Genomic DNA, 19,470 nt, shown 5'->3' on the forward strand with positions numbered 1-19,470 from the left:
GTGATCTATGGCTCAGTTAACTGTCCAGATCGTGACACCAGATGGTCTCGTCTATGATCACCATGCCAGCTTTGTATCAGTTCGAACTCTGGATGGTGAGATGGGAATCTTGCCACGACATGAAAATATGATTGCAGTTTTAGCAGTTGATGAGGTTAAGGTTAAACGTGTAGATGATGAAAATCACGTGAACTGGATTGCAGTGAACGGAGGCGTTATCGAAGTTGCCAATGGCGTTGTCACAATTGTTGCTGACTCTGCAGAACGTGCTCGTGATATCGACGTTAGTCGTGCAGAACGTGCCAAACTTCGAGCAGAGCGTGAAATTGAAGAAGCACAAGACAAACACTTGATTGACCAAGAACGTCGTGCGAAGATTGCACTGCAACGTGCCATTAACCGTATTAATGTCGGAAATAGACTATAAGAAAAAAATGAACTTGAGTTACCAAGTTCATTTTTTATGTATTCTTAAGGGGCAAAACTGATGAAAAATTAGAATCGTCTATTGATATAAAAGATAATAAAAAGATAGCATAATTCAAATTGCGTAGCAGAAATCATACAAATGAAATTGATTATAGTAAAATAGGATTAGAATTATTAAGAAAGTTGGTTCTTTATTGGAAACGATAGTATTTTCAATCTCCGTTTTTTTAGCAGGGATCTTGTCCTTCTTTTCCCCTTGCATTTTCCCTCTGTTACCTGTCTATACTGGTATCTTATTGGATGATCAGGATAGTGCAAAAAGTTTTTCATTATTTGGGAAAAAAGTTGCCTGGTCAGGTTTGATTCGAACACTTTGCTTTATTGCAGGTATCTCTCTCATTTTCTTTATCTTAGGATTTGGTGCTGGTTACTTTGGTAATATTCTCTATGCAAATTGGTTTCGCTATACCATGGGAACAATTATCATCATTTTAGGCCTACACCAGATGGAAATTTTTCATTTTAAGAAATTAGAGATTCAAAAAAGCTTTACCTTCAAGCAATCAGCAGCCAATCGTTATTGGTCAGCCTTTTTGCTTGGTATTACCTTTAGCTTTGGTTGGACGCCTTGTATTGGTCCAGTTTTAAGTTCTGTTTTAGCACTTGCGGCTTCTGGAGGCAATGGCGCTTGGCAAGGAGCTATCTATACCTTGATTTACACTCTTGGAATGGCCATTCCTTTCTTGGTCTTGGCTCTAGCTTCAGGCGTAGTGATGCCTTATTTTAGTAAACTCAAGCGTCATATGATGCTACTGAAGAAAATTGGTGGTTTCCTCATTATTTTAATGGGAATTTTGTTACTATTAGGACAAGTAAATGTTCTAGCTGGAATTTTTGAATAAAGGAGAAAAAGATGAAAAAAGTAATGTTTGCTGGCTTAAGCCTCTTGTCACTAGTTGTATTGATGGCCTGTGGTGAGGAAGAAAGTAAAAAGACTCAAGCACCAGAACAATCTCCAAAACAACAGCAACAAACGCCTGTACAACAAATTGCTGTTGGAAAAGAGGCTCCAGACTTTACCTTGCAATCAATGGATGGCAAAGAAGTCAAGTTATCGGATTATAAGGGGAAAAAGGTTTATTTGAAGTTTTGGGCTTCATGGTGTGGTCCATGTAAGAAAAGTATGCCAGAGTTGATGGAATTAGCTGCGAAACCAGATCGTGATTTTGAAATTCTTAGTGTCATTGCACCAGGAATTCAAGGTGAAAAAACTGTCGAGCAATTTCCACAATGGTTCCAAGATCAAGGATATAAAGATATCCCAGTACTTTATGACACAAAAGGAACCACCTTCCAAGCTTATCAAATTCGAAGCATTCCTACAGAATACCTGATTGATAGTCAAGGAAAGATTGGAAAGATTCAATTTGGTGTCATCAGCAACGAGGATGCAGAAGCAGCCTTTAAAGAAATGAACTAGAATCAAGATTTTAAAATAGTATTTATACAATCAAACCCCTAGATTTTAGATAGTATTAATCTAAGATTTAGGGGATTTTTGCTATCAATAAATTAAGTTTAAAAAAAGAAGGGAGTACTGTATTATACAGATTCCCTTTCTTTTTCTTTAAACATAATATTTATTTTTTAGCTTTAAGAAGTTTATTATATCATAGCTTCTCGTTGATAAAGCGGATAAACTGATTCCACCAAACTTTTAAAAAGAAGGCTTTTTCAACTTTCTTTTCTGCTACCATTTCAAAACTAGGCCGTTCTGTGGTAATGTAACCTTGACCAACCAAGTCTGAGTCTTCATAAGTCAAATGTCCGACCACTGTTCCGGCTTCAAGTGGTGCTGGAATTGCCTTAGCATCAGGTGTGAATTGAATAGATTGGGAAGATTGACCTCCAACACGTTCAATTAGAGAAATATCATCTTTGGCAACAGCAGTGACTGTATCTTCTTTTCCATCCTGTACAGGGGCTTTGCTATCTTGATAGGCATCGCCTTTCTGAACGATTTTACGAAGTGTGAATGTAGAAGAGATATAATCCATTAGTGAGGATGTAGCTGTGAAGCGAGCGTAAGGATTATTGTCTTGATGATCTGCATTCAAAACAACTGTGATAACCCTCATTCCTTTTTCGAAAGTAGTACCAACAAAAGATTCTCCAGCTTTGTCTGTTGTTCCTGTCTTAAGTCCGTCAAAACCACCTCGATAAGCAGGCATGCCTTCTAACATATAGTTGGTAGAAGTGATTGTCATTCCCGCAAAAGTAGAGGAAGGTTTTTTCGTGATTTCTAAGACTTGTGGGTATTTTTTGATGAGGTTGCAAGCAACGATAGCGACATCATAAGCACTGAGCTTATTTTCCTCATCTTTTTTAGAGCCTGGGTAAATGTTATCACCTAGACTCTCATTGTTAAGACCCGTCGTATTGACAACAGTGGCATCCTGAATTCCCCATTCTAAGAGCTTTGCGCGCATCATATCGACGAAATCTTTTTCTGAGCCAGCAATTTTCTCAGCTAGAGCAATAGCTGCACTGTTAGCACTGGAAACTAATGTTGCTTCCAGTAGCTGCTCAACGGTATAATTACGAGCTTCCATAGGAACGTTACTTGTTTCAGAATTTGTCGTTAATTTGTAAGGATAATCAGAAATATCTACCGGAGTTGATAGTGTAATACTGCCGTTTTCCAAGGCTTCATAGACAAGATAAACAGTAATCAATTTTGTGATTGAAGCAATTTCAACTGGCTGAGTTGCATCTTTCTCGTAGAGAATTTTACCAGTATTCGCCTCAACGGCAATTGCATGTTTAGCAGCAATATTAAAATCTTGAGCAGCAACAGTAGATGCTGAGCCAATAAGGGACAGGCTTAATAGAGTTAAAATAATTTTTTTCATAGTAAGTTTATTCTAACATAAAGAAAAAAATATTCCCAGTTTCATGATATAAGAAAGAAGCTTTTTTGAAAGTGTGGTAAAATAGATAAATGGAGGTACCCCATGTTTCGTAAGAATAAATTATTTTTTTGGACCAGTGAGATTTTACTATTAACCATCATCTTTTATTTATGGAGACAGATGGGAGCGATTATTACACCTTTTGTAAGCGTCGCAAACACTATAATGATTCCCTTTCTTTTAGGTGGTTTTTTATATTATTTAACCAATCCTATTGTAAATTTTTTACAAAAGTATTTCAAAATTAACCGTATCATTGGTATTCTACTAACCTTGTGCGCCTTGGTCTGGGGGTTAGTTATTGGGGTAGTCTATCTCTTACCGATTTTGATTAATCAGTTGACCAGTTTGATAGCAACAAGTCAGACAATCTACAGTCGTTTGCAAGATTTGATTGTGGATTTATCTACTTATCCAGTCTTTCAAAATTTAGACATTCAAGCGACTTTTCAACAGTTAAATCTATCGTATGTAGATATTCTACAAAATATCCTAAATAGTGTAACGAATAGTGTTGGAAGTGTCTTATCTGCGCTCTTTAGTACTGTTTTGATTATTATCATGACACCTGTATTTTTAATTTATTTTTTGTTAGATGGTCACAAATTCTTGCCGATGCTTGAGCGTACTGTTTTAAAGCGAGATAAGTTGCATATTACAGGTCTTTTAAAAAATTTGAATACTACAATCGCTCGATATATTAGTGGAGTTGCCATTGATGCCATTATTATTGGTTGTTTGGCCTTTATCGGATATAGCGTAATTGGTTTGAAATACGCTTTGGTCTTTGCCATCTTTTCAGGATTAGCCAATCTCATTCCTTATGTAGGCCCAAGTATTGGTTTGATTCCGATGATTATCGCCAATGTCTTTACTGATCCCCATAGAATGCTGATTGCAGTTATTTATATGCTGATCATTCAACAAGTGGATGGAAATATTCTCTACCCTCGTATCGTAGGTGGAGTGATGAAGGTTCATCCAATTACGATTTTAGTATTACTTTTGTTATCAAGTAATATTTACGGTGTTATTGGTATGATTGTCGCAGTACCAACCTATTCTATCTTAAAAGAAATTTCTAAGTTTTTATCACGTTTGTATGAAAATCATAAAATAATGAAAGAGCGAGAAAGAGAATTAGCTAAGTAAAAGTCAGGAAATTCCTGATTTTTCTTTTTCATTAAAGAAGTGATAGGAGTAGAAATACCGTTTAGATTAGCAGATTAAGAATAATTCACAAAAACTTTGTAAAACACTTGCAATTTAGCTGAAATTTGATAAAATAGTAAGGAAAGTTAGACTGTATTGCCTACTGTCTATCTATAAAATATATTTTATTGGAGGCTTTTACTCAAATGGCAAAAGAAAAATACGATCGTAGTAAACCACACGTTAACATTGGTACTATCGGACACGTTGACCACGGTAAAACTACCCTAACTGCAGCTATCACAACTGTTTTGGCACGTCGCTTGCCTTCATCAGTTAACCAACCTAAAGACTATGCGTCTATCGATGCTGCTCCAGAAGAACGCGAACGCGGTATCACAATCAACACTGCGCACGTTGAGTACGAAACTGAAAAACGTCACTACGCTCACATCGACGCTCCAGGACACGCGGACTACGTTAAAAACATGATCACTGGTGCCGCTCAAATGGACGGAGCTATCCTTGTAGTAGCTTCAACTGACGGACCAATGCCACAAACTCGTGAGCACATCCTTCTTTCACGTCAGGTTGGTGTTAAACACCTTATCGTTTTCATGAACAAAGTTGACTTGGTTGATGACGAAGAATTGCTTGAATTGGTTGAAATGGAAATCCGTGACCTATTGTCAGAATACGACTTCCCAGGTGACGATCTTCCAGTTATCCAAGGTTCAGCTCTTAAAGCCCTTGAAGGTGACACTAAATACGAAGACATCGTTATGGAATTGATGAACACAGTTGATGAGTACATCCCAGAACCAGAACGTGACACTGACAAACCATTGCTTCTTCCAGTCGAAGACGTATTCTCAATCACTGGACGTGGTACAGTTGCTTCAGGACGTATCGACCGTGGTATCGTTAAAGTCAACGACGAAATCGAAATCGTTGGTATCAAAGAAGAAACTCAAAAAGCAGTTGTTACTGGTGTTGAAATGTTCCGTAAACAACTTGACGAAGGTCTTGCCGGAGATAACGTAGGTGTCCTTCTTCGTGGTGTTCAACGTGACGAAATCGAACGTGGACAAGTTATCGCTAAACCAGGTTCAATCAACCCACACACTAAATTCAAAGGTGAAGTTTACATCCTTACTAAAGAAGAAGGTGGACGTCACACTCCATTCTTCAACAACTACCGTCCACAATTCTACTTCCGTACTACTGACGTTACAGGTTCAATCGAACTTCCAGCAGGTACTGAAATGGTAATGCCTGGTGATAACGTGACAATCGACGTTGAGTTGATCCACCCAATCGCCGTAGAACAAGGTACTACATTCTCTATCCGTGAGGGTGGACGTACTGTTGGTTCAGGTATGGTTACAGAAATCGAAGCTTAATTCGATTTAGTTCCCAGAAGAACAATTATTTAAGTCAGACACTAAAAGAATCTTGCTTTGCAAGGTTCTTTTTCATTATGTCACTATTAGTCCGTCTAGCTCCGTTATGTGTGAGACAAATGAATGATGGCTGTGAAATATTTTTACTTTTCATGGAAAAATTGTTTTGAGAAAGATTACATCTTTTTTGAGGAAAGTAATTTGTAGATATAAAAAAGACAAACACTAAAATGATGTTTGTCTTTGGTGTGTAGCTCCGTTAGTTGATCAGTTATAATTATGTTAATTAGCAAAACTGATGCAGACTGCTTCTGGGACATGGAAGTCATTAGAAAGTTCTGCTAGACGACCAGTTTCAGGATTGCGTTTAAAGACGGTTGCATTGTCAGAGTCCTGATGGACAGCAATGACAAATTCTTGATCCGGTGTCAAATCAAAATCACGTGGAGTCTGACCATGTGTCGGAACGATTTCTAACAACTCTAAACTACCGTCCGCAAGGATTGTATATACTGCGATAGAATCATGACCACGGTTAGAAGCGTAGAGGTATTTACCGTCTTTAGAGAGACGAATAGCAGCAGTACCATTAAAGCCTTCATAACCGTCTGGTAGAGTTGAAATAACTTGCATGCGTTCAAATTCGCCAACACCATCGTAGATTAAAACTTCTATAGTGCTATTGAGTTCACAAATCAGATAAGCAATTTTATAGTGGTTATGGAAAATGATATGACGCGAGCCTGCTCCTGGCTGGCTGTGATATGTATAGAGTTTAGATAATTTCCCTTCTGGATCAAGATCATAAGTAATTACTTGGTCAGTTCCTAAATCACAGGTCACTAGATAGTTGTCAGGTGTTAAATCAGTAAAGTGAACATGGGGAGAAGCTTGATTCTCATGTGGACCTTGGCCACTGTGTTGATCTACATCACTAAGTAGAAGACTGCCATCTTCCTTGCGTTTATAAACAAGGACCTGCCCTTTGTGGTAGTTTGCCGCGTACACCAAATCACGCTTTTCATCAACGGCAACATGACAGTGGGGAGCTCCTTTTTCCACGACATGATTTAATAAGGTTCCATCAGTTTGATAGGCTGCAATGCCCCCCTTATCGTCTTGACTACCAACAGTGTATAAATGTTGGTGCTGGTCAAAGACAAGGTAGGTCGGACTTGGTTCAGGTGCAAAAAGTTCTAGATTTGAAAGCTGACCAGTTTCTGTATCAAAGTCTGCCTTGTAAATCCCTTGGGAAGTACGACGTGTATAAGTTCCAAAATAAACAGTTTCTTTCATGACTATACCTCTTTATAAAGATAAGTCTATTATATCACAAAATGAATTTATAATATGCTATGCGGTGCAATTGAGTAGTATGTAAGCACTTTAAAAAAGAGTTATTTTGATTTAAAAATGGTATAATGGGAGAACAATAGAAAGGAAGTATTTATGGAGCAAAAAGAGAAACATTTTAGCCTATCTTGGTTTTTCAAGTGGTTTTTGGATAACAAGGCAATTACGGTATTTTTGGTAACCTTATTATTGGGACTGAATCTTTTTATTTTAAGCAAGATTAGTTTTCTATTTTCACCGGTTCTAGACTTTTTGGCAGTCGTGATGTTGCCAGTCATTCTATCTGGTTTACTATACTATTTACTGAATCCCATTGTTGATTGGTTGGAGAAGCATAAGATTAATCGCGTCATAGCAATCAGTATTGTCTTTGTCATCATCGCTCTCTTTATCATTTGGGGCTTGGCAGTCGCCATTCCAAATCTGCAACGTCAAGTTTTAAGTTTTGCAAGGAATGTTCCAGTCTACCTCGAAGATGCAGACAGAGTTGTTAATGATTTGGTCACCAAGCGTTTACCAGATGATTTCAGACCTCAATTAGAGCAAGTTTTAACAAACTTCTCTAGTCAGGCTACAGTTTGGGCAAGTAAGGTTTCATCTCAGGCAGTCAATTGGGTGAGTGCATTTATTAGCGGGGCATCTCAAGTGATTGTTGCCTTGATTATCGTTCCTTTCATGCTCTTTTACCTTTTGCGTGATGGGAAAGGATTGCGCAACTATTTGACCCAATTCATGCCAACAAAATTGAAAGAACCAGTAGGACAAGTTTTATCAGATGTGAATCAACAGTTGTCCAACTATGTTCGAGGGCAAGTAACAGTGGCTATTATTGTAGCAGTAATGTTTATCATCTTTTTCAAGATTATCGGTCTACGCTATGCGGTTACGCTGGGTGTTACTGCTGGTATTTTAAATCTGGTTCCTTATTTGGGTAGCTTCTTAGCCATGCTTCCTGCCCTAGTATTGGGCTTGATTGCTGGGCCAGTCATGCTTTTGAAAGTAGTGATTGTCTTTATAGTAGAACAAACTATTGAAGGCCGTTTTGTCTCTCCATTGATTTTGGGAAGTCAATTAAACATCCATCCTATTAATGTTCTCTTTGTCTTGTTAACTTCGGGCTCTATGTTTGGTATCTGGGGAGTCTTGCTCGGTATTCCAGTTTATGCCTCTGCAAAGGTTGTCATTTCAGCGATTTTTGAATGGTATAAGGTAGTTAGTGGCCTATATGAACTAGAGGGAGAGGAAGTCAAGAGTGAACAATAGTCAACAGATGTTACAGGCTTTGGAGGAGCAAGATTTAACCAAGGCTGAGCATTATTTCGCTAAAGCTTTAGAAAATGATCCAAGTGACCTTCTGTATGAGTTGGCAACTTATCTTGAAGGGATTGGTTTTTATCCTCAGGCCAAGGACATTTACCTGAAAATCGTAGAGGATTTTCCAGAGGTTCATCTTAATCTGGCAGCTATTGCTAGCGAGGATGGTCAAATCGAGGAAGCCTTTGCCCATCTAGAAGAAATTCAAGCTGACAGTGACTGGTATGTTTCGGCTTTGGCCTTGAAGGCAGACCTTTACCAGATGGAAGGTTTGACTGATGTGGCGCGTGAGAAATTGCTGGAGGCTTTGACCTATTCAGAGGATCCTCTCTTGATATTGGGTTTGGCAGAGTTGGATAGTGAGTTGGAAAATTACCAAGAGGCTATTCAAGGCTATGCTCAGTTAGATAATCGTACTATTTATGAGCAAACAGGTATTTCTACCTATCAACGGATTGGCTTTGCCTATGCCCAGCTAGGGAAATTTGAAACAGCTACAGAGTTTTTAGAAAAAGCCCTGGAGTTAGAATACGATGACCTAACAGCTTTTGAGTTGGCCAGTCTTTACTTTGATCAAGAAGAATACCAAAAAGCTGTCCTCTACTTTAAGCAACTTGATACCATTTCACCTGATTTTGAAGGCTATGAGTATGGTTACAGTCAGGCCTTACATAAGGAACATCAAGTTCAAGAAGCCCTGCGTATTGCTAAGCAAGGTTTGGAGAAAAATCCTTTTGAAACAAGACTCTTGTTAGCGGCTTCACAATTTTCTTATGAATTACATGATGCTAGTGGTGCAGAAAACTACCTCCTTACTGCTAAAGCAGACGCTGAGGATACAGAAGAAATTTTACTCCGTTTAGCAACTATTTATCTAGAACAGGAGCGCTATGAGGATATTCTAGACTTACAAAGTGATGAGCCAGAGAATCTTTTGACCAAGTGGATGATTGCTCGTTCCTATCAAGAAGTGGATGATTTGGATACTGCCTATGAGCTTTACAAAGAGTTGGCAGGAGATTTGAAGGACAATCCCGAATTTCTGGAACACTATATCTATCTCTTGCGTGAATTGGGCTACTTTGAAGAAGCAAAAGTCAATGCTCAAGCTTACTTAAAACTGGTTCCAGATGATGTGCAAATGCAAGAATTGTATGAGAGATTGCAGGAATAAAATGTTTTAAAGCTATATCTTATCATTTTTCATAGTATCATCTACAGGTTATTTTATCTATTGTATGGTGAGAGTATATTTGAGTTGTTGTGTTTGTATTCGAGTTTCCAATATAAGACATAAGAAGTGAGATAAGTAATATTTTTAAAAGTACAATCTTAGACTTTATAGTAAAAGAAAAAGTTCTCATTTCATAAGTGACAGATTGAATAGAAAGCCCTTAGACTAAAAGTTTCTAAGGGTTTTTCTTTGTGTGAAATCGTAAAATAGGGGTAAGAAAAGTTGTGAGATGTTTGCCATGTTTCATAAAAAAATGAGACTACGATTGCAATCATGTTGATTATTACACGCTTAACCACAAATATACTTACCAAGTGTTAGATAATAAAGCTAAGTTTATAAGTGAGCAACTGGAAGTTAAGATTGACTTAGTTCGGAAAAAGCAAGGAAAACAGGGAGGGAAAGTTTTTTGTTTTGCATTGAAAAGTATTTTATAGAGGGTTCAACTTATTTTAAGGATAGTAGAGCTGAAGAAATAAAAAAGACAAACACTAAAATGATGTTTGTCTTCGGTGTGGAGTTCTCATTAAATGAGAACCTAGTTACAATTAGTTTTTAGAAGCTGCTTCGAATTCTGGATTTTTCCATGCTTCGTCAATGATAGCTTGCAATTCTTTAGCAGATGCTTGCATTTTTTGAGTTTCTGCGTCGTTCAATGGGATATTTACTGGACGAACAATACCGTGTGCCCCAACAACAGCTGGTTGACCGATAAAGACGTTTTCAACTCCGTATTGACCTTCTTGGAATACTGAAAGTGGAAGTACTGCGTTTTCATCGTCAAGGATTGCTTTAGTGATACGAGCAAGGGCTACTGCGATACCGTAGTATGTTGCACCTTTTTTGTTGATGATTGTGTAGGCTGCATCACGAACACCTTCGAACAATTCAATCAATTCAGCTTCTTGAACATTTTGAGTGTCTTTAAGGAATTCTTCAAGGTTTACACCAGCGATGTTAGCGTGTGACCAAACAGCGAACTCAGAGTCACCGTGTTCACCCATGATGTAGGCGTGCACTGAACGAGCATCAACATCCAATTTTTCAGCAAGTGCTTGACGGAAACGAGCTGAGTCAAGTGAAGTACCTGAACCGATAACACGTTCTTTAGGGAAACCAGAGAATTTCCAAGTTGAGTAAGTCAAGACGTCAACTGGGTTAGCAGCAACAAGGAAGATACCTTTGAAACCTGATTCAACAACTTGAGTTACGATTGATTTGTTGATAGCAAGGTTTTTACCTACAAGGTCAAGACGAGTTTCACCTGGTTTTTGAGGCGCACCTGCAGTGATTACAACAAGGTCAGCGTCTGCACAGTCAGAGTATTGAGCTGCATAGATTTTTTTAGGTGAAGTGAAAGCAAGGGCGTGACTAAGATCAAGCGCGTCACCAACAGCTTTTTCATGCAATTGTGGAATTTCGATAATTCCAAGCTCTTGTGCAATTCCTTGGTTAACAAGTGCAAAAGCGTAAGAAGAACCTACAGCACCATCACCGACAAGGATAACTTTTTTGTGTTGTTTAGTTGAAGTCATTATTCTAAACATCTCCTTAATTTTATTCAGGGATTTCCCCAGTTATTTCAATTTTATCACTTTTAAAAAGCTTTGTCACGGATATGCATTTCAGTTCTTGATGTAAACGTTTTAGTGGTTTTAGATACCTGAAATATGGCGGACATTATGGTATAATATAATTTATACTAATAGTGAAATGAGGCATTTATTAATGCAGGATAGAAATTTAGTGAATGTCAATCTGACAAAGGAGATGAAGACGAGCTTTATCGACTACGCCATGAGTGTTATCGTAGCGCGGGCCCTTCCTGATGTTCGAGATGGCTTGAAACCCGTTCACCGTCGGATTCTCTATGGAATGAATGAATTGGGTGTTACTCCAGACAAACCACATAAAAAATCTGCTCGTATTACAGGGGATGTTATGGGTAAATACCACCCACACGGGGATTCCTCTATCTATGAAGCTATGGTTCGTATGGCTCAATGGTGGAGTTACCGTTACATGCTTGTAGATGGTCATGGGAACTTCGGTTCCATGGATGGTGATGGTGCTGCCGCCCAGCGTTACACTGAGGCACGTATGAGCAAGATTGCTCTGGAAATGCTTCGTGATATTAACAAAAATACAGTTGATTTCGTTGATAACTATGATGCCAATGAACGTGAACCCTTGGTTTTGCCAGCACGCTTTCCAAATCTTTTAGTTAATGGAGCAACTGGTATTGCCGTTGGGATGGCAACCAATATTCCACCTCATAACTTGGGTGAAACTATTGATGCTGTGAAGTTGGTCATGGACAATCCTGAAGTGACCACTAAGGATTTGATGGAAGTCTTGCCTGGGCCAGATTTTCCAACTGGTGCCCTGGTTATGGGGAAATCAGGCATTCATAAGGCTTACGAAACTGGTAAAGGTTCTATTGTTCTTCGTTCTCGTACTGAAATTGAAGAAACTAAGACTGGCCGTGAGCGTATTGTTGTAACAGAATTTCCTTATATGGTCAATAAAACAAAGGTGCATGAGCATATTGTTCGTTTGGTTCAGGAAAAACGCATTGAGGGCATCACAGCAGTCCGTGATGAGTCAAACCGTGAAGGAGTTCGTTTCGTAATAGAGGTCAAACGGGATGCATCCGCAAATGTTATCCTCAATAACCTCTTCAAGATGACCCAGATGCAAACCAACTTTGGTTTTAATATGCTTGCTATCCAAAATGGGGTGCCGAAGATTTTGTCTCTTCGTCAGATTTTGGATGCTTATATCGAGCACCAAAAAGAAGTGGTTGTTCGTCGTACTCGTTTTGATAAGGAAAAAGCAGAAGCGCGTGCTCATATCTTGGAAGGTCTCTTAATTGCACTAGACCATATCGACGAAGTGATTCGTATCATCCGTGCTAGTGAAACGGATGCGGAAGCACAAGCTGAGTTGATGAGCAAATTTAAGCTTTCTGAACGTCAAAGTCAAGCCATCCTTGATATGCGCCTTCGTCGTTTGACAGGTTTGGAACGTGATAAGATTCAGTCTGAGTATGATGATCTCTTGGCTTTGATTGCCGATTTAGCAGATATTCTTGCTAAGCCTGAACGTGTTTCTCAAATCATTAAAGATGAATTAGACGAAGTTAAGCGTAAGTTTGGCGACCAACGTCGTACGGAATTAATGGTTGGTGAAGTCTTGAGTCTTGAAGATGAAGATTTGATTGAAGAATCAGATGTCTTAATCACTCTTTCTAACAAGGGTTACATCAAACGTCTGGACCAAGGCGAATTTACTGCTCAAAAACGTGGGGGGCGCGGTGTTCAAGGTACAGGTGTTAAGGATGACGATTTTGTTCGTGAGTTAGTATCAACTAGCACCCATGATCACCTACTCTTCTTTACAAATAAAGGACGCGTCTATCGCCTGAAAGGCTATGAAATTCCTGAGTATGGCCGTACTGCTAAGGGCTTGCCGATTGTCAATCTTTTGAAATTGGATGAAGGCGAAAGTATTCAAACCATCATCAATGTTGATTCTGAACGCAGTGATGACGCTTATCTCTTCTTCACAACTCGTCATGGTATTGTGAAGAGAACCAGCGTTAAGGAATTTGCTAACATTCGTCAAAATGGACTTAAAGCACTGAACCTCAAAGATGAAGATGAGTTGATTAATGTCTTGTTGACGGAAGAAGATACGGACATTATCATTGGTACCAAGTTTGGTTATGCAATTCGCTTTAATCAATCAGCCGTTCGTGGAATGAGTCGTATCGCTACGGGTGTGAAAGGTGTTAATCTCCGTGATGGGGACACAGTTGTTGGTGCTAGTGTGATTACAGACCAGGATGAGGTTCTGATCATCACTGAAAAAGGATATGGTAAGCGCACCGTTGCGACTGAATATCCAACAAAAGGTCGTGGTGGTAAAGGGATGCAAACTGCTAAAATTACTGAAAAGAATGGTTCCCTTGCTGGTCTTATGACAGTTAAAGGCGATGAAGATTTGATGATTATCACTGATACAGGTGTCATGATTCGAACCAACGTTGCCAATATTTCACAAACAGGTCGCTCAACTATGGGAGTTAAAGTTATGCGCCTGGATCAAGATGCTAAAATTGTAACCTTTACTACGGTTACAGCGGCAGAAAAAGAAGAAGTTGGGGCAGAAAACGAAACAGAAGGTGAAGCATAATGTCTCATAAAAAGAATAATAAGAAAATCAAACGAAAAAATCTGCTGACAAATATCTTGGCTGTATTTCTCATACTGATCTCTATTGCTTTAATTTTTAATGCAAAGATTCGTGATGCCTTTATTGCTTGGAATAGTAATAAATACCAAGTTAGTCAAGTATCAAAAGAAAAAATAGAAGAAAATCAGGATACAGAGGGAAATTTTGATTTTGATTCAGTGAAAGCTATTTCCTCTGAAGCTGTTTTAGCCTCTCAATGGGATAATCAAAAATTACCTGTTATCGGAGGAATTGCAATACCTGAACTTGAAATTAATTTACCTATCTTTAAGGGAATTGCAAATGTTAATCTTTTATATGGTGCGGGTACCATGAAGCGTGACCAAGTAATGGGGAAAGGGAATTATTCATTAGCCAGCCATCATATTTTCACAGGTGATAATGCTAGTCAGATGCTTTTTTCTCCACTAGATCGTGCAAAAAAAGGGATGAAAATTCACTTGACAGATAAAAATAAAGTGTATACCTATGAAATTAGTGAAGTGAAACGCGTTACACCAGATAGAGTAGATGAAATTGATGACAGAACGGGTGTTGATGAAATTACTTTAGTAACTTGTGAGGATGCAGCAGCTACTGAGCGGATCATTGTAAAGGGTGATTTGAAAGAAACAAAAGATTATTCACAAACATCTGATGAAATTCTGACAGCCTTCAATCAACCATATAAACAATTTTATTAGTTCTAAAAGAATCAGTGAAGATTAAGTTTCATTGATTCTTTTAATATTTTCGTAAAATAAACTTTTATGAAATACAGAAAACGTTTCCTTAATTCTAAAGTTTGTGATATAATTATCACAAATAAAAGTTTTAGGAGTTTATTATGGTTTCTTCAGAATTTATCTCAAAGATTGAATTTGCTTGCAAGAAGAAGGAAAGTCTTTATAGTCAAAGCAAATTTAAGTATGCGATTCGTTCTATGTTCGCAGGTGCATTTTTAACCTTCAGTACAGCTGCTGGTGCAGTTGGGGCTGACTTGATTAATAAAATTGCGCCAGGTAGTGGACGTTTCCTCTTCCCATTTGTCTTTGCTTGGGGCTTGGCTTACATTGTTTTCTTGAATGCCGAGTTGGTAACATCAAACATGATGTTCTTGACTGCTGGTAGTTTCTTGAAAAAAATTTCTTGGAGAAAAACAGCTGAGATTTTACTATACTGTACCTTGTTCAACCTTATCGGAGCCTTGATAGCAGGTTGGGGCTTTGCCCACTCAGCAGCCTATGCACATCTGACACACGATAGTTTCATCTCAGGTGTTGTTGAGATGAAGTTAGGCCGCTCCAATGAGCTAGTCTTACTTGAAGGTATTTTAGCCAATATTTTCGTAAATATTGCGATTCTTTCATTTGTTTTAGTCAAAGATGGTGGTGCCAAACTTTGGCTCGTTTTATCAGCAATTTACATGTTTGTATTCTTAACAAACGAGCACATCGCTGCGAACTTTGCTTCTTTCGCGATTGTGAAATTCAGTGTTGCAGCTGATTCAATTGCTAATTTCGGTGTTGGAAATATGCTTCGTCACTGGGGTGTAACCTTCATTGGGAACTTCATTGGTGGTGGTCTCTTGATGGGCCTTCCATACGCCTTCCTAAATAAAAACGAAGATACTTATGTAGATTAAGGAAATGAGCACGATTGAGTCGTGCTTTTTTCCTTTTTAAAATAAGGTAATAGCTATTTCTTATATCAAAATATAGAAAACTGATATTGGTAAACTATAACTTAAGGTGCTACAATATCCTTAATCAAACTATTTGGAGGTCGTTTTATGACTCGTGATTTTAAATTTGAAACTTTGCAACTACATGCTGGTCAAGTTGTGGATCCAGCCACCAAGTCTCGTGCAGTACCAATTTATCAAACAACATCCTTTGTTTTTGATGATACGCAGGAAGGTGCGGATTTGTTTGCCTTGAGAAAACCAGGAAATATCTATACTCGTATTACCAATCCTACAACAGCGGCCTTTGAAGAAAGAATCGCTGCTCTTGAAGGTGGTGTTGGAGCTCTTGCAACAGCATCAGGGATGGCCGCGGTGACTTATACGATTTTAGCGCTTGCCCATGCTGGAGACCATGTTGTAGCGGCCTCAACTATTTACGGCGGAACCTTCAATCTCTTGAAAGAAACACTTCCTCGTTATGGGATTACAACAACCTTTGTCGATATTGATAATTTGGAGGAAGTGGAAGCAGCAATCAAAGACAATACCAAGCTTGTATTGATTGAAACCTTGGGCAATCCCTTGATTAACATTCCTGACTTGGAAAAATTGGCTGAGATTGCTCATAAACATCAGATTCCACTTGTTTCCGATAATACCTTTGCTACACCTTATTTGATTAACGTTTTTTCTCACGGTGTAGATATTGCCATTCACTCTGCGACTAAGTTTATCGGTGGACATGGTACGACAATTGGAGGAGTGATTGTCGATAGCGGGCGTTTTGATTGGGCGGCTTCAGGAAAATTCCCTCAATTTGTTGAGGAAGACCCAAGCTACCACAATTTGAGCTATACTCGTGATGTGGGTGCAGCAGCCTTTATTATCGCTGTTCGTGTTCAATTGCTTCGTGATACAGGTGCAGCCTTGTCACCATTCAATGCCTTCCTCTTGCTACAAGGACTTGAAACACTTTCTCTTCGCGTGGAACGCCATGTGCAAAATGCAGAGAAAATTGTTGATTTCCTTGTAAACCATCCTAAGGTAGAAAAGGTAAACTATCCAAAACTTGCAGACAGTCCTTATCATGCCTTGGCTGAGAAATATTTGCCAAAAGGTGTGGGTTCAATCTTTACTTTCCATGTCAAAGGTGGGGAGGCAGAAGCACGCAAGGTGATTGATCATTTAGAAATCTTTTCTGACCTAGCAAACGTGGCAGATGCTAAATCGCTGGTTGTTCATCCAGCTACAACCACTCACGGTCAATTGTCAGAAAAAGATCTAGAAGCAGCAGGTGTCACACCAAATCAAATTCGTTTGTCAATCGGTCTTGAAAATGTAGAAGATTTGATTGAAGACTTGCGCTTGGCCTTGGAAAAAATTTAAAGAAAAAGAAGATAAACAGTGGGTTTCGACTCGCTGTTTTTGATTTTCCTTCAGGCATGATATAATGGTTACAGAAGTCTAGAAAGAGGAACGATATGAACGAAATCAAATGCCCTAACTGTGGGGAAGTCTTTACAGTAAATGAAAGCCAGTATGCCGAACTCTTGTCCCAAGTGAGAACGGCAGAGTTTGATAAGGAATTACACGACCGCATGAAGCAGGAACTGGCCTTGGCTGAGCAAAAGGCTATGAATGAACAACAGACTAAACTGGCTCAAAAAGACCAAGAAATCTCGCGATTGCGGAGTCAAATCCAAAACTTTGATACAGAAAAAGAATTGGCCAAGAAAGAGGTTGAACAGACAAGCAATCAGGCCTTATTGGCTAAGGATAAGGAAGTACAAGCCTTGGAAAACCAATTGGCAACCTTGCGTTTAGAGCATGAAAATCAACTGCAAAAGACACTTTCTAACCTAGAAAAAGAACGAGATCAGGTTAAAAATAAGCTTCTTTTACAAGAAAAAGAAAATGAGTTATCTTTGGCTTCTCTTAAACAAAATTATGAAGCTCAGCTTAAAGCAGCCAGTGAACAAGTCGAATTTTATAAGAATTTTAAGGCTCAACAATCTACAAAAGCTATCGGGGAAAGTCTAGAACACTATGCAGAGAGTGAGTTTAACAAGGTCCGTAGTTTTGCCTTTCCAAATGCCTACTTTGAGAAGGATAACAAGGTCTCGGCGCGTGGTTCCAAAGGCGACTTTATCTTCCGTGAGTGTGATGAAAATGGGGTCGAAATTATTTCCATCATGTTTGAAATGAAAAATGAAGCGGACGGAACAGAGAAGAAGCACAAGAATGCAGATTTTTACAAGGAATTAGACAAGGACCGTCGGGAGAAGAACTGTGAATATGCTGTTTTGGTGACTATGCTTGAGGCCGATAACGACTATTTCAACACGGGTATCGTGGATGTAAGTCATGAATATGAAAAGATGTATGTGGTTCGTCCTCAATTCTTTATCCAGTTGATTGGGCTCTTGCGTAATGCAGCGCTTAATTCCCTAAAATATAAGCAGGAGTTGGCCTTGGTTCGGGAGCAAAATATTGATATTACGCACTTTGAGGAAGACTTGGATGCCTTCAAGCTAGCTTTTGCTAAGAACTATAATTCAGCTTCGACCAACTTTGGCAAAGCTATCGATGAAATTGATAAGGCTATCAAACGCATGGAAGAGGTCAAGAAATTCCTAACCACATCTGAAAACCAACTCCGTCTCGCAAACAATAAATTGGAAGATGTTTCGGTCAAAAAATTGACTCGAAAAAATCCAACCATGAAAGCGAAGTTTGAAGCGCTGAAGGGGGAGTGAGAAAGCAAAAATGAACGGTATTATCAACTTAAAAAAAGAAGCGGGGATGACCTCGCATGATGCGGTTTTTAAACTGCGTAAGATTTTGGGAACTAAGAAGATTGGTCATGGTGGGACCTTGGATCCGGATGTGGTGGGTGTTTTGCCCATTGCGGTTGGCAAGGCGACACGCATGGTCGAGTTTATGCAGGATGAGGGCAAGGTCTATGAGGGTGAAATCACTCTTGGCTATTCAACAACGACCGAGGATGCCAGTGGAGAAGTGGTCGCAGAGACCCCTGTTTTGTCGCCCTTGGATGAAAAGCTTGTTGATGAAGCCATTACTAGCTTGACTGGGCCTATTACTCAGATTCCGCCTATGTATTCGGCTGTTAAGGTTAATGGTCGTAAGCTCTATGAGTATGCGCGTGCTGGTCAGGAAGTAGAACGTCCAGAACGTCAGGTGACTATTTATCAATTTGAACGAACAAGTCCGATTTCTTATGATGTCCATCTTGCACGTTTTACTTTCCGTGTGAAATGTAGCAAGGGAACCTATATTCGTACCTTATCGGTTGACTTGGGAGAAAAACTTGGCTATACTGCCCATATGTCTCAGTTAACTCGTACTAGTGCAGCTGGTTTGCAACTAGAAGATGCTCTTACCTTGGAAGAAATTGCTGAAAAAGTGGAGGCTGTTCAATTGGACTTTCTCCATCCTCTAGAGATTGGGACAGGCGACCTTGTTAAAGTTTTCCTAACTCAAGAAGAGGCTACAGAAGTACGCTTTGGTCGTTTTATCGAGCTCGATCAGTCGGATAAGGAATTGGCTGCCTTTGAGGGAGATAAATTGCTAGCTATTCTAGAAAAAAGGGACAATTTCTACAAACCAAGAAAGGTTTTTGGCTAGTCATTGCTGTCTTTTTAATTTCTCATTATAGATTTGGGTAAGTTG

General features: G+C 39.1%; 16 protein-coding genes. 13 read left to right on the top strand and 3 right to left on the bottom strand.

Features of this window, described 5'->3' with window-relative positions; all coding sequences use genetic code 11:
• The first annotated feature begins 7 nt into the window (after window positions 1-7).
• The 3 genes from D7D54_RS01920 (at window position 8) to sdbB (ending at window position 1,909) form a co-directional block, all read left to right on the top strand.
• A complete protein-coding gene (locus D7D54_RS01920; protein ID WP_004256585.1) occupies window positions 8-427 on the top strand; it encodes a F0F1 ATP synthase subunit epsilon in 420 nt (139 codons plus the stop codon).
• Between the two features lie 196 nt (window positions 428-623).
• The gene (ccdA2, locus tag D7D54_RS01925; RefSeq protein ID WP_033681677.1) at window positions 624-1,331 is read left to right on the top strand and encodes a thiol-disulfide oxidoreductase-associated membrane protein CcdA2; all 708 of its coding nucleotides are present in this window, start codon (window positions 624-626) and stop codon (window positions 1,329-1,331) included.
• 11 nt (window positions 1,332-1,342) lie between these two features.
• Complete coding sequence (gene sdbB / locus D7D54_RS01930; protein ID WP_020901470.1) at window positions 1,343-1,909, top strand: thiol-disulfide oxidoreductase-associated lipoprotein SdbB; 567 nt, start codon at window positions 1,343-1,345, stop codon at window positions 1,907-1,909.
• Between the two features lie 190 nt (window positions 1,910-2,099).
• On the opposite strand, the gene pbp3 is transcribed toward sdbB, so the two are convergent.
• Entirely contained in the window at window positions 2,100-3,341 is a 1,242-nt protein-coding gene (gene pbp3, locus D7D54_RS01935) for a D-alanyl-D-alanine carboxypeptidase PBP3 (protein WP_120718695.1), read from the bottom strand.
• Window positions 3,342-3,443: 102 nt separating this feature from the next.
• On the opposite strand from pbp3, the gene D7D54_RS01940 reads away from it, so the two are divergent.
• The gene (locus D7D54_RS01940) at window positions 3,444-4,553 is read left to right on the top strand and encodes an AI-2E family transporter (protein ID WP_020901468.1); all 1,110 of its coding nucleotides are present in this window, start codon (window positions 3,444-3,446) and stop codon (window positions 4,551-4,553) included.
• 206 nt (window positions 4,554-4,759) lie between these two features.
• Window positions 4,760-5,956, top strand: coding sequence for an elongation factor Tu (gene tuf / locus D7D54_RS01945; RefSeq protein WP_001040726.1), 1,197 nt, complete (start codon window positions 4,760-4,762; stop codon window positions 5,954-5,956).
• A 282-nt stretch (window positions 5,957-6,238) separates the two neighbouring features.
• Here tuf and D7D54_RS01950 read toward each other — a convergent pair whose 3' ends face one another.
• Window positions 6,239-7,252 (bottom strand): lactonase family protein, encoded by a 1,014-nt coding sequence (locus D7D54_RS01950; RefSeq protein WP_020901467.1) that lies wholly within the window; start codon window positions 7,250-7,252, stop codon window positions 6,239-6,241.
• Between the two features lie 153 nt (window positions 7,253-7,405).
• Between D7D54_RS01950 and D7D54_RS01955 the strand changes: the two genes are divergently transcribed.
• Window positions 7,406-8,572 (top strand): AI-2E family transporter, encoded by a 1,167-nt coding sequence (locus D7D54_RS01955; protein ID WP_020901466.1) that lies wholly within the window; start codon window positions 7,406-7,408, stop codon window positions 8,570-8,572.
• Window positions 8,562-9,797 (top strand): tetratricopeptide repeat protein, encoded by a 1,236-nt coding sequence (locus D7D54_RS01960; protein ID WP_162496583.1) that lies wholly within the window; start codon window positions 8,562-8,564, stop codon window positions 9,795-9,797. Before D7D54_RS01955 ends, D7D54_RS01960 begins: the two co-directional genes overlap by 11 nt.
• Window positions 9,798-10,405: 608 nt before the next feature.
• Here D7D54_RS01960 and D7D54_RS01965 read toward each other — a convergent pair.
• Window positions 10,406-11,392 (bottom strand): L-lactate dehydrogenase, encoded by a 987-nt coding sequence (locus tag D7D54_RS01965; protein WP_020901464.1) that lies wholly within the window; start codon window positions 11,390-11,392, stop codon window positions 10,406-10,408.
• 193 nt (window positions 11,393-11,585) lie between these two features.
• Here D7D54_RS01965 and gyrA point away from each other — a divergent pair, with 193 nt between their 5' ends.
• From gyrA to truB, 6 genes are all read left to right on the top strand, one after another.
• On the top strand, window positions 11,586-14,054 hold the full coding sequence (gene gyrA / locus D7D54_RS01970; protein WP_020901463.1) for a DNA gyrase subunit A: 2,469 nt from the start codon (window positions 11,586-11,588) through the stop codon (window positions 14,052-14,054).
• The gene (locus tag D7D54_RS01975) at window positions 14,054-14,797 is read left to right on the top strand and encodes a class A sortase (RefSeq protein WP_120718696.1); all 744 of its coding nucleotides are present in this window, start codon (window positions 14,054-14,056) and stop codon (window positions 14,795-14,797) included. The genes gyrA and D7D54_RS01975 overlap by 1 nt, the downstream gene beginning before the upstream one ends.
• Before the next feature lie 143 nt (window positions 14,798-14,940).
• A complete protein-coding gene (locus D7D54_RS01980; RefSeq protein WP_000254778.1) occupies window positions 14,941-15,738 on the top strand; it encodes a formate/nitrite transporter family protein in 798 nt (265 codons plus the stop codon).
• 147 nt (window positions 15,739-15,885) lie between these two features.
• The gene (locus D7D54_RS01985) at window positions 15,886-17,166 is read left to right on the top strand and encodes an O-acetylhomoserine aminocarboxypropyltransferase/cysteine synthase family protein (RefSeq protein WP_020901461.1); all 1,281 of its coding nucleotides are present in this window, start codon (window positions 15,886-15,888) and stop codon (window positions 17,164-17,166) included.
• Between the two features lie 95 nt (window positions 17,167-17,261).
• Window positions 17,262-18,536 carry a DUF2130 domain-containing protein gene (locus tag D7D54_RS01990; RefSeq protein ID WP_020901460.1) on the top strand — a complete coding sequence of 425 codons (1,275 nt, stop codon included), beginning with the start codon at window positions 17,262-17,264 and terminating at the stop codon, window positions 18,534-18,536.
• 10 nt (window positions 18,537-18,546) lie between these two features.
• Window positions 18,547-19,425, top strand: coding sequence for a tRNA pseudouridine(55) synthase TruB (truB, locus tag D7D54_RS01995; RefSeq protein ID WP_020901459.1), 879 nt, complete (start codon window positions 18,547-18,549; stop codon window positions 19,423-19,425).
• The last annotated feature ends 45 nt before the right edge of the window (window positions 19,426-19,470 follow it).

It is taken from the genome of Streptococcus chosunensis (assembly GCF_003626515.1).
In the GTDB taxonomy this organism is placed as follows: Bacteria; Bacillota; Bacilli; order Lactobacillales; family Streptococcaceae; genus Streptococcus; species Streptococcus chosunensis.